Annotated in this window: 13 protein-coding genes; 3 read left to right on the plus strand and 10 right to left on the minus strand. The window is 52.5% G+C overall.

The genetic code is table 11. The annotated features are described in order from the left end of the window. Positions 1-232: 232 nt before the first annotated feature. The 9 genes from C5S61_RS02015 to C5S61_RS02055 all read right to left on the minus strand — a co-directional run bounded on the left by C5S61_RS02015 (position 233) and on the right by C5S61_RS02055 (position 8,810). Entirely contained in the window at positions 233-1,123 is an 891-nt protein-coding gene (locus C5S61_RS02015; protein WP_110513454.1) for an SDR family oxidoreductase, read from the minus strand. Positions 1,124-1,219: 96 nt separating this feature from the next. Further along, positions 1,220-2,365, minus strand: a complete 1,146-nt coding sequence (locus tag C5S61_RS02020) for an NAD(P)/FAD-dependent oxidoreductase (protein WP_110513455.1) — start codon at positions 2,363-2,365, stop codon at positions 1,220-1,222. Next, entirely contained in the window at positions 2,362-2,748 is a 387-nt protein-coding gene (locus tag C5S61_RS02025; RefSeq protein ID WP_054534135.1) for a response regulator, read from the minus strand. The genes C5S61_RS02020 and C5S61_RS02025 overlap by 4 nt, the downstream gene beginning before the upstream one ends. 125 nt (positions 2,749-2,873) lie before the next feature. Further along, positions 2,874-3,242 carry a response regulator gene (locus tag C5S61_RS02030; protein ID WP_110513456.1) on the minus strand — a complete coding sequence of 123 codons (369 nt, stop codon included), beginning with the start codon at positions 3,240-3,242 and terminating at the stop codon, positions 2,874-2,876. A gap of 12 nt (positions 3,243-3,254) precedes the next feature. Then, a complete protein-coding gene (locus tag C5S61_RS02035) occupies positions 3,255-3,653 on the minus strand; it encodes a hypothetical protein (RefSeq protein WP_110513457.1) in 399 nt (132 codons plus the stop codon). Positions 3,654-3,792: 139 nt separating this feature from the next. Beyond that, positions 3,793-5,394: a S1 RNA-binding domain-containing protein gene (locus tag C5S61_RS02040; RefSeq protein ID WP_110513458.1), complete on the minus strand. Its 1,602-nt coding sequence runs from the start codon at positions 5,392-5,394 to the stop codon at positions 3,793-3,795. Positions 5,395-5,598: 204 nt separating this feature from the next. Continuing rightward, entirely contained in the window at positions 5,599-6,396 is a 798-nt protein-coding gene (locus C5S61_RS02045; protein WP_110513459.1) for a vWA domain-containing protein, read from the minus strand. Positions 6,397-6,572: 176 nt separating this feature from the next. Continuing rightward, positions 6,573-7,667 carry a magnesium chelatase ATPase subunit I gene (locus C5S61_RS02050; RefSeq protein WP_110513460.1) on the minus strand — a complete coding sequence of 365 codons (1,095 nt, stop codon included), beginning with the start codon at positions 7,665-7,667 and terminating at the stop codon, positions 6,573-6,575. A 285-nt stretch (positions 7,668-7,952) separates the two neighbouring features. After that, positions 7,953-8,810 (minus strand): DUF1028 domain-containing protein, encoded by an 858-nt coding sequence (locus C5S61_RS02055; protein WP_110513461.1) that lies wholly within the window; start codon positions 8,808-8,810, stop codon positions 7,953-7,955. Positions 8,811-8,928: 118 nt separating this feature from the next. Here C5S61_RS02055 and C5S61_RS02060 point away from each other — a divergent pair, with 118 nt between their 5' ends. Together C5S61_RS02060 and C5S61_RS02065 are read left to right on the plus strand one after the other, a co-directional pair. Beyond that, on the plus strand, positions 8,929-10,023 hold the full coding sequence (locus C5S61_RS02060) for a methyltransferase (protein WP_110513462.1): 1,095 nt from the start codon (positions 8,929-8,931) through the stop codon (positions 10,021-10,023). A gap of 216 nt (positions 10,024-10,239) precedes the next feature. After that, positions 10,240-11,196: a prohibitin family protein gene (locus tag C5S61_RS02065; protein ID WP_164689170.1), complete on the plus strand. Its 957-nt coding sequence runs from the start codon at positions 10,240-10,242 to the stop codon at positions 11,194-11,196. Positions 11,197-11,269: 73 nt separating this feature from the next. Here C5S61_RS02065 and C5S61_RS02070 read toward each other — a convergent pair whose 3' ends face one another. Continuing rightward, positions 11,270-11,875, minus strand: coding sequence for a sulfite oxidase-like oxidoreductase (locus C5S61_RS02070; RefSeq protein ID WP_110513464.1), 606 nt, complete (start codon positions 11,873-11,875; stop codon positions 11,270-11,272). A 222-nt stretch (positions 11,876-12,097) separates the two neighbouring features. On the opposite strand from C5S61_RS02070, the gene C5S61_RS02075 reads away from it, so the two are divergent. Further along, entirely contained in the window at positions 12,098-15,727 is a 3,630-nt protein-coding gene (locus tag C5S61_RS02075) for a GAF domain-containing protein (protein WP_164689171.1), read from the plus strand. The last annotated feature ends 201 nt before the right edge of the window (positions 15,728-15,928 follow it).

The following is a 15,928-nucleotide window of genomic DNA, read 5'->3' on the forward strand; positions in this document are numbered from 1 at the left end:
GAAGAAAAATTTTCATTCCTCATGACTCATCCCTCAAACGTTACCTTTTTAGCCACGAATTGCACGAATTACACGAATTATATTCCGATAGCCGATAGCCTAGAGCCAATAGCCATTTCCCTTCGTGCTCTTCGTGGTTAAATTTCATCCCTCATCCCTCATAATTCATCCTTACCTTATGCTCTATGTTCTATGTTCTATCTTCGCAACTTCCTCCCTCATCCCTCATAATTCATCCTTTTGCGGCTTGTTCGAGCACGTTGGCGTAAAATGCACCCCAATTGGGCTGACGGCCATCAACATCAAAGAAACCATATTCTTCCATCAATGTCCACGAAGCCCAGGTTTTGCCAGCCTTTTGCGCCACATTGGGGTCGCTCGCCAAGGCCACAATGCCACGCCCAAGGTAATAGGGCGTTTCCGATTCGCTATAATGTGGCTCCTTGGCAATCGCATCGCGCCAATTTTCCTCGGCTACGCCAAAGTGATCAAGCATTTGCTCGGAGCGTAAAAAGCCTGGCGTTACCGCTAATGCAGTCACGCCATGGTCTTTTAAATCTTCGTGCATGCCAACGGCGATGCGCATCACGCTAGTTTTAATCAAATCGTAGATGCTATGGCCGCGATAGTTAAGCGTATCGCCATCGGTTACTTCGATAATCAAGCCTTGGCCACGAGCAACCAGCAATGGCGCTGCATAAAATGAGGTAATTAAGTGGGTATCAATTGAATTGTGCAAGAGGTTCAGATTTTTGTGAATATCGCCTTCCCAGAACTTTTGGCCCCAGACCACTGCCGTTTCGCCGCCCCAAATATCGTTGACCACAATATCGAGCTGGCCTGCTTGCTCAGTATTAATCCGTTGAATAAGTGCTTGTACTTGGGCGGGATCGCTATGATCAACTTGGGCTGCAATGCCCTGACCACCAGCAGCCGTAACCATCTCAGCAGTATCATCGATCGTTTCGGCCCGATCGATCGGTGAGCGTTGAGTGCGCGTGGTGCGGCCTGTACAATAGACAGTTGCGCCAGCCTCGCCCAAGCTGACGGCAATTCCGCGCCCACAACCACGGGTTGCTCCAGCCACCAACGCCACTTTGCCTGCTAAAGCTTTGGTTGTCATACGTTTGATCCTCCTAAAACAACAATCGCACGAACGTCGAGTGTAGTACACAAAGTACCTTCACTCCACGGTCATGCGACCGATGTTTGAGCCTGATCAGACGAACAGGTGGGCCGTATCGTTAAAGCGGCGAGCGCTAAACAGGGTTGCTGGTGTGCCAGCCAATTCGGCCAGCAGCTCATCGGCGGCAACGAGGCCTAAGCCCAGCCCATGGCCGCTAAAGCCCACCGCGAAGCCAATCCGCTCGTCGCGGCGCAAACGCCCCACCAAAGGCCGATGATCGGGCGCAAAGCCCATCGTGCCAGCCCAACGCCGTTCAATTGGCGCAGTTGCCGCCTCAGGAAAGTGGCGTTGCAAAAAGCCATCAAGCAACTCTTGAATGATCGGCGTGGTGCAATCAGCAAAGGTTTGTTCTTCGGCAATAGCCCGATTGCGAAACCCACCAATCACCAAATTGCCAGCAGGCGTTTGCTGAAAGTAGGTAAAGCCATAATCGCAATAACAGGCTTGGGCCAGAATTGGCTCAATTGGCGCGGTTGCCAACAATTGGCCACGGGCCGGAATGACCAACGAGCTAAATTCTGGCAGCAACAAGCCTGTCCAAGCATTGGTTGCCAGCAAAACCTGTTGGGCCAGCCAATTGCCAGTGCGAGCGCGCACCAACACACCATCGGCAGTTGATTCGAGCGCATAAACTTCGCTGGCTTCATACAGCGTAGCGCCACTTTCGCGTAACAACGCTTCAGTCAACAGCGCCGCCTGAATCGCGCCATCGTCGGGGTTGTGCAACGCGCCCCAAAAACCACGCTTGGTTGGATCTTCAGCGTGCCACTCGGTGGCAAAGCCATCTTCGTGCATCATACTTGCTGCATTGGCTAGCTCGGCATGTTCTTGCTCGCTATAGGCAAAAATCAACGAGCCACAGCGGCGCACTGGCGAGCCAAGTTTGGTCGCCCATTCGATCATCATTTCGCGATTACGAATCGTGGTGCGCCACAACGCTTGCGCCAAATCGCGGCCATATTCAACGCAGGCTGCCTGATACGAATTGGCAATGCCCGTCAATAAGAGGCCGCCGTTGCGCCCAGAAGCGCCGCCAGCAACGTGACGCGCATCGAGCACAACCTCGGCCTTGCTTTGTAAGGCTAAGTACGAGCCAATTAAGCCCGCGCCAATCACCAAGGTTTTGACAAGCGTAGGCTGGGCTGTTGGCTCAGGAGTTTGCCACAGCCCAACACTCATACTTTGCCCAGCACTTCCTTGATAATTTGCTCCAAACGATCAAGCGAGAACGGCTTGGTCAAAAAGTAATCCACGCCAGCAGTCCGGGCGGTGCGCTCGACTTCTGGGGTAGCATAAGCAGTAATAATAATCACCTTCGTATCGGCATAATCTTGCTTGACCACTTGGGTAAGTTGGGTGCCGGTCATGCCAGGCATGTTATGGTCGGTGATCAACAGCGGGCATGAGCGTTCAGTCAGCACCCCCAGCGCATCTTGAGCGCTATTGACCGTGACGATATCGTAACCGCCGGTCAAATCGCGCATAATCCGATGCAAAATGATCAAGATATCAGGTTCGTCCTCAACCAAAATAATAGCAGGGTTGCGAACAGCATTTGTCATTGTCGCCTCCACAAAGGTACCTCTAAGCGAGCGTCATTAACCCATTTTGGGTGCAAACGTGTAGCCATAAAAACAGATGCAGTATAACGGATAGCGGCATCTTAGGCAATGCACGCTAGCAGTACTTAGCCTACACTCTGAGGCCGCACAAGGGTAGCAATGAGGTTGGGTAAATCACTACTAAATTTCGAATTAGCCACCACCCGATCACAACCAGCGGCCCGCGCGGCTTTTTGGCGCTCAACATCAACGTGCGAGCCAAAGGCCAGCACTGGTAATTGCGGGTCAAGCGCTTTGGCAGCCTGCACCAAGGCACTGGTCGCTTCGCTCTCGCTGCGTAAATCAACAATCAACAAGCCTAAATCGGCGGCTAAAGCCTGTTGGGCAGCGGCGAGGCTATCGGCCACAATTGCTTGATAGCCAAGCTGTTGCAGCACATCACGCACGCGAATCCCAAACATTAAATCTGGCACATAGGCCACAATTGTTTGCATAAAGAAACGTCCTTATTCTAGCGAGCTTTTTTGCAAGGTGCGTTTGGCAATATAGTTTGCCATAAGCGCCGCGCCGATGGTCGCAACACATTGGGTAATCAGCATCGCTAAGCTAAAGTTATTTTGCTCTAATGGGGTATCGAACAGCATCAGCAAGCCCCAACCACCAACTAATGCCCCAGCAGGGGTGGGGTTTTCCAGCGATAAACGGCCTGCAACCCCACCACCAATGATCGTCATCAAGGCGGGCAAGATCAACGCCACAACAATGTGCAGCGGATTCGTCAATTGAATATCGGTGGGCGTATCAATCCTGAGAGCTGCATACCCGAGCGGCACGATTAACATCGTCAGAAAATAATCGACCATCCAACCAGCAGCGCTAGCCCAAATCATGCGAAACGTCCGCATGGCATCCAATCCTCACAGCATAAAATCCAGTAGCTATCAAACGTCGCTACGGTTTAATAGGTTGCACTAAGTATACGCTTAAATGCCAACAGGGACGAGCCAAACGCTCATCCCTGTTGATGTTAAGCAGCAGAACGAATTAGTCTTCTTGTGAATCGCGCAAGGTGCGGCGAATTGCATCGCGGCGAGCACGTGATTCACGGTTTTCGAAGCCGTCTTCTTCTTGTTCTTCAGGCTTTTCGTAGCGGCGGCGCGCTGAGCGGCGATCGTCGTGGCCCGAACCAAACTTCGACAACAAGTCGTCGAGGGTTGCGTTACCACCAAAATCTTCTTCTTCAGTCACACCAACGCTATAAATTTCTGGTTCGCGGGCTGGGCGATCGCGGCGTTCGTTGCGGCGGCCACCACCAGCGTTGCCGCCAGCGTTGCCACCAGCGTTGCCACCACCACGGCGTTCTTCACGCGCAGCTGGGTTAGTCCAGTCGCGATCCAAGCGTGATGAGCCACTGGTTGAGATTGGGGTGGTTGGGGCTTCTTCAACCCGCATGGTCAAGCTGATCCGTTTTGAATCGGGATCGACTTCCAAGACGCGAACCTTGACTGGATCGCCAACTTTAACCACATCGTCAACTTTGCCAACCCGACCTTCGGAAAGCTCTGAGATGTGAACCAAACCGTCGCGACCAACGCCAAGGTCAACGAATGCGCCGAAAGGAGCAATCCCGCTGACTTTGCCATCAAGCACGGTGCCTGGGGCGATCACATCCAAGTTTACTTCGCGGCGGCGTGGGGTTTTTGGCCGTTCTTGGAAATCTTCTTTGGCGCGGCGCAAGCTCAAGCTAATGCGTTGTGCGCCAGTGTCAACTTCCAACACGCGGAAGGTGTAGCTTTGGCCAACGGTGACTGCATCTTCGGCTTTTTCCACGCGGCTTTCTGAAAGCTCTGAAATGTGGACCAAGCCGTCTTTGCCAACACCGATGTCAACGAACACGCCGAATGGCGCGATGCCATTAACCGTGCCATCAACCAAATCGCCTGGCTTCAATTCGCCCAATTTGTCGTTGTTGACTTCTGGGCGTTTGGGAGCGCGGCGGCGGCCTTCTGAACGAGGCGAGCGCATTGTCAAGCTGATGCGGCGAGCATCGGGATCAACACTCTTGACCCGAACTTTGACCATATCACCAATTTGCACAACATCGGTTGGCGATTCGATGCGTTGGTCGCTCATTTCTGAGATGTGAACCAAACCATCGCGGCCAACGCCGATGTCAACAAACACGCCATACAAAGCGGTGCTGGTGACGCGGCCTTCCAGTTCCATGCCTGCGTGCAAATCGGCCAAACGACGTGGCGTAGTGCCATCTTCTTCGCCGCTTGGTTCAAAGGTTGCGCCAGCGTCTTCAGTGGTTGCGTCGCTGGTTGCGACAACTTCGTCACTGGTTGCACCAGCGTCTTCAGTGGTTGCGTCGCTGGTTGCACGAGCTTCGTCGCTGGTTGCGCCGGCTTCGTCGCTGGTTTCTTCACCACCGCCTAAGCCAACGCGCTCTTTGACTTCAGCCAAGACTTCGCTTGCTTTTTCGCGAGCTTCAGCCAATGCTTCGCCAAGATCTTCCTTCACTTCAGCCAATTCTTCCTTCACTTCGGCGACTACTTCGCGAGCCTTGTCGGCCAGCTTTTGCAATACGCCCTCTTTTTCCTCTTCGCCGTTAGTCGCGCTGACATTTTGCGCTTCGTCCGTCATTCGAGCAGCCTCCATAGCAGATCATCGCGTTTCCAACCCAATACCGCATTCGCGATCTAGGTATTGTCATGTTGGGTGGCATAACAATTCCTAGACCGTGCCATCAAATCCAACTCATGGTGCTTCAGCTCAATGCTTGTGGGGAAACGCTACATTCACAAGCATCAGAGCAAAGACCAAAATGTATCGGCGAGCTACACAGATTTAGAGTTTAATCTGTGATAATTCTTGGTGTGAGCGTACCAGTTCGGCAAGGCCAACACTCAGTTCTTCCAGTTGATAATACGAGCCATTCAAGCGATCAGCCAATTCTTTGGCCAAGCCGCGATAGAAATTTGGCAATTCGGTATCAATCACCACCGTCGGAATCTGTTGGCTGGCGATAAACTCGGCCAGTTGGTAGGCTTCTTGTTGTGGTGGCTGGCCAGTCATCGAGACATTGGCATGGCCATCAGTCAACAACACCATCAAAGGTAAAATTTCGCGATCACGCAATTTGGCGCGAGCAAGCAGTTCAAAGCCTGCCATCATACCACGACTCAGCGGGGTTTTGCCACCGGTTGGCATAGTGCGCAACCGTTGTTGCGCCATTTCCACGCTGTTGGTCAACGGCAAAAGTACCGTCGCACGATCACGGGCAAAACTTACCAGCCCAACCAAATCGCGCCGTTGATAGGCATCGCGCAGCAGTGAGAGCACCGCAGCTTTGGTTGCTTGCATACGAGTTTCCGCTGCCATCGACCAGCTTGCATCAACCACAAAACAAACTGCGTTGCGCGTCCGCCGAACGCGTACTTTTTCGCGTAAATCGCTGCGATGCAACACCACCGCCCGTTTGATATGTGGCTGGCGGCGTTGACGCTGAAATGGTGCTGCCGCCCGCAACGTCGCATCAAAGGCCACATCGGTTAATTGGCCGCGTGGCACGCGACTGGTAATATAGCGACCTTGCTTGCGCTCAGTTCTGGTGCGCGTGCGGCGACCACCGGCCTTGCGGCGCATCGAGTCAGCTTGGCTTTCCAAACGCTTGGGGCGATATTCTTGGGCAATGTTGAAAACTTTGCCATCGCCTTTTTCTGCTTGGCTACTGCTTTGGGGTGGCGAGCCTTTCGGAGCCCCAGTCGGTGGTTCTTCATCGCCCGCTTCTTCGCTATCGCTGGACGCTTCCTCCGATGGGGCTAAGCTTTTTTTAGCTCGTCGTGCCCCGCAGTTTCTTCATTGCCGCGTTGGCGCTCTTGAGCTGCTTTGTTCAGCACATCGCTGAGTTGCTGCTCATCGAGCCGAACTTCGGCAAATGGTTGGCGACGCATGCGGTGCGGCAGAGCCAATTGGGCTGCAACCCGAATATCTTCGAGCGAAATCGTGGTGCGGCCTTCAAGCGCAGCGTGGGTGCGCGCAGTTTCGAGAATCGCCAAGTCGGCGCGGTGACCATCAACGCCCAATTCGAGCGAGAGCATCGCCACTGCCGCCATATCTTGCTCAGAAATTTGCACCTGTGGCAAGAGTTTTTTGGCAGCAGCAATTTCTTCTGTCAAATTATGCTCGTTGCTGCTCCAGCGTTGCACAAATTGCTCGGGGTCTGCATCATATTCCATGCGCCGTTGAATCACATCAACGCGTTCGCGCACATTTTTCAAGCCACCAATTTCGACCACCAGACCAAAACGATCCAGCAATTGAGGCCGGAGTTCGCCTTCTTCTGGGTTCATGGTGCCAACCAAAATGAAGCGCGCTGGGTGCGAAACCGAAATGCCTTCGCGTTCGACGGTGTTAATGCCCATTGCCGCAGCATCAAGCAAAATATCAACCAAGTGATCATCCAAAAGATTCACTTCATCGACATAGAGCAAACCACGATTAACTTGGGCCAACAGGCCTGGTTCAAAGCGGCGTTGACCTTCGACCAAGGCATGTTCAAGGTCAAGCGAGCCAACCAAGCGATCTTCCGAAGCGCTGACAGGCAATTCAACCAAGCGCGTTGGGCGTTGGGCCAATGGCAATTCTTCGCCTGCTTGCAAACGACTACGACATGAACTACACATCCGATCAAGCTGATCTGGTGGGCAGCTATAGGGGCAATCCGCCACAACGGTGATTAATGGCAGCAAATGTGCCAAGGCCCGAACAGCCGTCGATTTGGCAGTGCCTTTTTCACCACGAATCAACACGCCGCCAATTCGTGGGTTGACTGCATTCAGCACCAGTGCTTGTTTCAAGCGAGGCTGACCAACAAGCGCACTAAATGGGTAGGTTGGTCGAATATATGGTTGCATAGTCGTCTTTCGTTACCACAAGCGGTTACACAAAAATAAGCCCGCATCACAGGGCTGCCAATTGGAGGATTCCAAATAGTGAGGGAATGTGTTTACGCTTTTGAGGCAGAGGATGAATCCCGTCAATGTTCACGATCCCAACGCATGTCCCTACTGTCTGGCCCTTCCAGACACCGTACGCGCCATTATCGCACACACCTGTGCCTGAGTCAACTAGCGCAAGGCTGTTTTTAGGGCCAATTTGCGGCTTTTTTGAGCCAATTTTGGCCCTTGCAGTTTCTTCAATCAGCGCACAAAGTTATTGCGCAAATAATTCAGCACCTGCCGATCGATATGGGTAGCGCTTACCAAGCGTTCTTCGAGGTTTTCAACCCCGCCATAGGCTTGCAACGCAGCATGGGTTGCCGCATCATACGTGCCCGAAAGTGCACCCTGATAGTAGCCAAACTGCTGCAACATGGTCTGAATTTCCAGCGCCAGCGCTGTATCAATCGGCAATAAATCGTCGGGCTTGGGCGGCGTGAGATAAAAACGATGCAAACCAAGCAAACGCCCAAGTTCAGGCACTGGGTTTTGATGATCGTCAACCCGCAGATCAATATAGCGATCGAGCACCCCGCCATATGCGCCACCCTTGCGCGCCACATACAACGCCGCCGATTGCCGCCCGCGCTGATCGCCGCCAGCCTGATCGCCCGCTAAAAGCGCCGCCAACAAGCGTTCGGCCAACTCGCCGTGGCTTTGCTCGAAGGCAGTCGACATTGCTTCGACAACATCGGCTCCAGTTAAGATGTTGCCTTGGGCTGCATAGCCTGCGCCAGTTCTTCCGCCCGCCCAGCCATGACACGCGCTGCCTGTCCAGGTTGCAGCATTGCCCTGCGCATCAACCACGCCAACTTGACGTTGCTCACGGCCTGCATCAGCAGCCAACAATTGATCGAGCGTCGCTTGAGCCGAATTACCTTGAGCCAACAATGCCAAGCCCTCGGGGCCAAAACTCATGTTGGCATACGATTGGGTTGCAATCGCGCCAGCCTCGGCCTGTGCCCAACTTACCACCGAGCCAACCGCCAAAAATTTAGAAGCGACCGCCACCCCAAGATCGCCAGTGGTCGGGTCGTAGCCAACAATTGAAAATGTCATTGTAGCCTGCCTCAAAACTATCGATAGCGCAACCAGCCAATCACGATTAAAATGATGCAGCTATTCTACCAAAATCACACGTGCGTCGGTTGGCGCACAGTATAAGGATGTTATTAATATGAATGCTTGGTTGTTGCCAGTGCCCTTCGATACCGAACGCGATGATTGGGGTGCTACCTTGTTGGCCGAATGGGGAGCGAGTGTCGTTACACAAGGCCAACATGCCTTAGTAATTGGCGCTGGCACTGGCCGCATTGGCTTAGCGCTTGCTCGTGCAGGCGCACATGTGAGCTTTGCCGATGATTCAATTGTGGCCTTAGCCGCCGCCCGCCAAAGCTTCGCCCAAGCCAAATTGCCAGCCCAATTTTTTAGCACCACCGATTTAAAGCCCAGCAAACCATTTGATCTGGTGTTGATTAACATTTTGTGGTGGAGCGACAATCAGCGTGGCGCAGAACTGATTAATTTGGCAGCTCAACACACCAACGCTGGCGGAATTGTGGCGATCGGCGGTGGAAAGCAAGCAGGATTAAGCGGAGCCACAACGCTTTTAGAAAGCATTGTCGGGCCAAGCGTCAAAACATTGTATAAAAAAGGCCATCATGTCGTGATGGCGTTTCGCAACCTGAATTGGCAAGCGCAACCAAGCCAACCAAGCCAACATCTGATTAAGCATGGCCAGGTTGAATTAATCATCGAAGCGACAGCGGGCGTGTTTGCTCAAGGCCAGCTTGACCCTGCCAGCGCCATGTTGCTTGATGCAGTTGAGGTGCAGCCCAATCAACGAGTGCTTGACCTTGGTTGTGGCGCAGGCATTTTGGGTATGGTGCTGCAACGCCGCGAAGCAACGCTTGATTTAACCTATATCGATAGTACCATGATAGCAATCGACGCAACCAAACGTAATCTGCAAACCAACCAAATCAGCGGACGCGTGCTGGCCTCTGATGGCACGCAGGCAGTCAGTGGCGAGCAATTTGATCTGGTCGTATCGAATCCACCGTTTCATGTTGGCCGCGTGCAAAGCCCGCAATTAGCCGAAAATCTCTTGAAACAAGCAGCCCAAGTGCTTGCGCCAAATGGCCGCTTGGTGATTGTGGCCAATCGCTTTTTACGCTATGAGCCATTGCTCGAAGCTGCTTTGGGCAACGTGCGCGAGATAGCAGGCGATCAACGCTACAAAGTGTTGCTTGCTGAGCACAAAATCGGCTAAATTACTTGCAACTCTGGCGCATGAGCCACGTAGTAGATGCTGTGAGTGCTAATACCTCACAGGAGGCTGTTATGAGTAGAACATTAGGCGAGCTCGCTATTGCTATCGTTGTCCTCGTCTTATGCTACCGTTTAGGACTTGAATTAGCTCCCATGATTATGGATTGGTGGCGCGGATTACGCTCCGCAGGCCAAGATGATATTGAAAGGAATGACCATGAGCAACGCTAGCAAGCGCCCATCGGGCCGTCGCATTGGCACAATTGCCATTGCGATCGTTGTCGCCGTGATTGGCTTGGTGCTGTTAACGGCATCATGGAAGACGATTCCACCAGGCTATGTTGGGATTGCCTTCAACAAAGCCAATAATAACGTCACCACTACCATCGAACCAGGCTGGACGTTGATTAATCCGTTTACCACTGCCATCCAAGAATATCCATTCACGCTGCAAACCTATATTATGGTGCAAAGTGGCGACGAAGGCCGTACCGGTGGCGATGATTCAGTTAAAGTCCAATCGAGCGAAGCTCAACAACTCAACCTTGACATTGCGGTGCAATATCGGGTGAAAAAAGAAGAAGCTGCGGCGCTCTACACCGATTGGGGTGGCCAAGATCTTGACGTGATCGAACTGCAAGTTGTGCGTCAGCAAAGCCGCTCAATTTTGACCACCATTGCTGGTCTCTACACATGGGAAAGCATCAGCGGCGACAAACGGGCTGAACTGGCTGATAAAGTCAAAGAACAGCTGATTATTGAATTTGAACGCCGCCACTTGATTTTGGAAGATTTTGTGATTCGCGAAGTGCACTTGCCCGATAATTTGAAGCAAGCCTTGGAAAACAAAATCACCGCCCAACAAGCTGCTGAACGCCAAAAATACGAGCTTGAACAAGCCCAAATTAAGGCCGAGCAAGATAAAGTTGAAGCGCAAGGCCGCGCCGAAGCTCAACGCGCTACCGCCAAAGGCGATGCCGACTCGATTTTGATTCGTGCTGAAGCCCAAGCAGATGCTAACCGCCTGCTGGCTGAAAGCGTCACCGATGCCTTGATTCGCTATCAAATGGCGTTGCGCTGGGATGGTAAATTACCAGTGTTTAGCGGCGAGGGAGCAACACCCTTGGTCGATGTCAGCGAATTGGTCAATCCAACTCAAACCATTACTCCATAAACCTAACTAAAAAACGGTGGATCTGCTGAAATCAACGCAGATCCACCGTTTTTTAGTTAACGTCGATGCCTGTTTAGTCGGCGTGACGTTCTTCTTGCCATGGGTCGGCGTTGTTGTGGTAGCCGTAGCGTTCCCAAAAGCCCAAGCGATCGGCGCTCATAAATTCGATGCCGCGCAACCATTTGGCGCTCTTCCAAAAATATTTTTTGGGCACAAACAAGCGCAAGGGAAAGCCATGGTCGGGCGCTAGCTCTTCGCCTTCGTACAAATAGGCCAGCAACACATCATCATCGTACATCATTTCCAAGGGCATATTGGCAGTATAGCCACCCTCGGAGTGGGCAAGCACATATTTGGCGCTTGGCTTGAGCGCAGGAATATGTTGAATGAAATCGCGAAAGCGCACGCCAGTCCAAGTGGTGGCTAATTTGCTCCAACGGGTTACGCAGTGAATATCGATATTTTCGATGGTGACGGTTGGCAAGGCGCGAAATTCGCTATATGAAAACGTTTTTGGGGCCTCAAGCTCGCCAAAAACCCGTAAATCCCAGGTTTGTTCAAGTTCTTTGTAAACTGGAGTCTCGCCATAGTGCAAGACTGGAAATTTTTGGGTTATATACTGGCCTGGTGGCACCCGATCTTCCATTCCTTCTGGAACGTCGTACTTATTTGAGAACATTGAGTAGCTCCTTCTTGCACAATACTGCTATTGTAGCACTGCTTATGCCAGCAACCAAGCCATGAAGGGTGGTTTAATAGTTGCCTCACCCCAGCTTCGTGACCTTCGCGTCCTTCGCGGTTGAATTCTCTAGCGCTTGCTAGCCTAAAAACAGACTCCAAGCTTTGTCAAAAAGCCTAAGATTTGGTAAGATAGGCCAGTCACATGTGAGGCGTGATGTGTATGCAACCCCAAGAACAGGCATTTGAAGATTCACCTGCACGCTTAATGATTGAGTGGCTTCCCCGTTTGGCTACTGCCACCACTATCAATGGGTTGCACACGACGTTAAGCGCCGCCCTCAAGCAATTTCGCCACAACCAACACTATCACCTGGTTTGGCTTGATTTGGCCGAAACCCAGCCTGAAATTCCCTTGGATTTAATGCTTTCAAGCAGCCAACAAGAGCAGCTTGAGCAAGGCATTATTCTCACCATCACGACCGCCGATAAGCTGCGCTGGACGATGCTGCCACTCTTGCACATTACTTTGCGCGGTTGGCTGGCCTTGCCCGAAGCCCAACCAAGCGATCAACAGCTATTGCCGTTGGCCTTCCAAGCAGCTGCCAGCATGTGCACAATCACCAACAATCAACAATTGGTCGCCGAACTGCGCGAATTGACCCAGTTTAACTTGATTAGCCAACGCTTGAATAGCTCGCTCGAACTTGGGCCGTTGATCGAGGCGGTCAATCGCGGTATTCAACAGATGTTTGGGCCGCAAAATCTGTTTGTTACCTTGTATGACACCGATTCGCAGTTGTTTCAAGTGGCGGCGCATTTCTACGCCGATGGCCATAGCACCACGCCCAATTCGCAATGGACGGTCGCGCATGGCTTAACTGGGGTGATTATTCGGCGCAACGAGCCAATTATCACCGATCGCTATCTCGAAACCTGCGCTCACTATCACGTTACGCCATTGTTTATTGACGATGATACGCCGCCGCTCTTTTGGGCTGGCGTGCCATTGCGCTTTGGCGAACGGGTTTTGGGCACATTGGTGATTTATACGCGCGAACCAGAGGTGCGCTACAACGCCGATACCTTGCGCAAATTGGAGATGTTGGCGCATCGCGCCGCTGATAATTTTGAGCAAGCCCGCCTCTACGAACGCACAACCCGCCAAGCCCGCCAACTTGAATTGCTAAATGAGCTTGGCCGCACCATCACCTCGACGCTCGATTTTGAGGCCGTGCCATCGTTGATTATGGGTCGGGTGCAAGAGCTGTTGAATGTTGAAGAAGGTTCGTTGCTGTTGCTCGATGAGGCCACCAACGAACTGGTGTTTCGCTATAGCCTAAGCCCAGTTGGTCAACAATTGCTTGGCAATCGCATTCCTTCGAATGTTGGCATCGCTGGCTTGGTGCTGCGCACTGGCGAATCATTAATTGCCAATCGCGCTGGCGATCATCCGGCGTTTTACACGGGCATCGATATGTTGGTGGGCCATGAAACCCGCGATTTGCTGTGTGTGCCCTTGTTGGGAGCGGGCGGAGTCAAGGGCGTGATTGAAATTCTCAATCATCGCAGTGGCTTGCCATTTACCGCCGCCGACCGCGCTTTGCTTGAAGCAGTGGCCGACCAAGCAGTCATCGCGATTGAAAATGCTAATCTCTACACCCAAACCGATCAAGCCTTGACTCGCCGCATTAGCGAGCTTGACCAGCGCAATAAGCAATTTCAAGAGATTGTACAAATTGGCAATGCGCTCAAGGCAGCATCGAATCTCGGGGCAGTCTTGCCAGATTTGGCTGAAGCTGTGCAAAGCGCAACCGGCTTTAATCAAGTGACGATTAGCCTGGTGCAAACTACGCCTGGCCACAAAGCAATTATCAAACGCGTTGCCAGCGCAGGCATTGATAGCCAAATTTTCGCTGCCCAAGCCAGCATTACAATTGAGCCTGCGCGGGTTGAGGCCTTGCTCAAACCACAATATCGCCGTGGTGAATCGACCTACTACATCGATCATCGGCGCAATGGTGATGCTCGTTTGTGGCCCGACCCGCAAAATGGGATCGAAGTTCCCGAATTACGAACTGGCATGTGGCATCCCAACGATAGCTTATTTGCGGTGTTACGCAGCACCAGTGGCGATCTTTTGGGCTTGTTGACGGTGTATGCACCCAAAAACGGCTTGCAACCAACCACCGATCAAATTCAGATGCTGGAGATTTTTGCTACGCAATTAGCGGTCGCGCTCGAAAACAATCGGCTTTACGACCGCCAACGCCAAACGGTCGAAGGTCTAACTGCCTTGAGCGCACTCGGCATGGCGATTAACAGCACATTCAGCGATGCCCAAGCGATTTGGCAATTTACGGTTGGCGGCATGGTCGATTGGACGGGAGCGCTTGGAGCTGGCGTGTTGCTCAGCGATCCCAACGATCCTACAACCTTGCAACCAATCGTTGGTTTGGGCGTTGAACACACGCCTGATGAGGCAATCATTCAATTTGCCCATAAAGTGCTTGAACGCGATAAGCCCTTGTTGCTTGGCAATAGCGCGCAATTGCCAAGCGTACTGCGCGAGTTGGGCGGCCAAGCCTTGGTGATGTTGCCCTTGCTGGCAACCCACAAAACCTTGGGCGTGATTTACTTGTGGTATCCCGAAACCTTGCCCAACCGCGAAGCCCAAGATTTGCTTTCGTTGTTTGTTGGCCAAGCAGCTGTTGCAGTCGAAACCCGCCGTTTGGCCGAAGAAGTCAGCAATGGCCGCGACCGTTTGGCCTCGATTTTGGCCTCGACCGAAGAAGGCATTATTTTGCTGAACTCCGAGTTGCGGGTCGTCGAAGTTAATGCGGCGGCACAAACCATGATCGGCAGCAGCGAAGTTGCCGAATTGCTTGGCGAGCCAGTCGATTTGCTGCTGACGCATTGGTGCGCGCAATGGAACAAATCAGAGGAAGCGTGGAGCGAATTGACCTTGGCAATTTACAAGGTTAGTCGTGGGCGCTTGGTTGAAGGTCGCGGCCAATTGGAATTGGGCGGCTTGCGCAGCCAATGGCTGGAATGGACGACCCTGCCGGTGCAAAGTGCCGCTAATCAAAGCCCGCACCCAATTATTATTGTGCTACGCGATATTACCACCGAGATCGAGGCCGAAAACCTGCGCCACGACTTGACCTATATGATGATTCACGACTTGCGCGGGCCGCTAAGCTCGGTTATGACCTCGCTGGATATGCTGGCCAAAAAGATGGTTGGCGACCTCAGCGAAGGCCAAGATAAAATTGTCAAAATTGCGCTCCGCAGCAGTGCCCGCCTGCTCGATATGGTCAATTTGCTGATGGATATTAGCAAGTTGGAAGCAGGCCAGATGCCGATTACACCGATAACGGTGGCGGTTGATGATGTCATTCGTTCTGTGATGCAAAATTATGAGCCATTGCTCAACGAACGCAAAGTGCATGTGGCGCTGAATATTGCCGAAAATACCCCCAAAGCTTCGGTTGATGTGCAAACGCTAGAGCGGGTTGTGCAAAACCTGCTCGATAATGCAATTAAGTTCAGCCCAGCTTCATCAACCATCACCATTGATGTGCATAAAGCCCAAGCTGGCCAATTACCCAACGATCACCCCAATGGCCAATGGATTTTGCTGGGCGTGCGTGACGCTGGGCCTGGGATTCCAGCCCAATACCGCGAACGGGTTTTTGAAAAGTTTGCCCAAGTTAAGCAAACTGGCATCAAAGGCACGGGGCTTGGTTTGACCTACTGCCGTTTGGCAATTGAAACCCATGGCGGGCGGATTTGGGTTGCGAATGATGATGGCCCAGGCGCACTCTTCCTGCTAACCATTCCAATTGCTTAGAGGGTAGGTTTTTGCGATTGGTCGGCTGTGGAGCGTTCCCTCACCCCCCAACCCCCTCTCCCACTGGACGCGGGAGAGGGGGAGCCTTGGGTTTTCACCACGAATTCCACAAAAAACCATGGAATTAAAGCGCCACGGGCGAGGGGTTGGGGTGAGGGAGTCTTAACAACCTACCCTTGTAAGAGCCCCCTCTCCCACGAG

The organism is Herpetosiphon llansteffanensis (genome assembly GCF_003205875.1).
GTDB classification, from domain to species: domain Bacteria; phylum Chloroflexota; class Chloroflexia; order Chloroflexales; family Herpetosiphonaceae; genus Herpetosiphon; species Herpetosiphon llansteffanensis.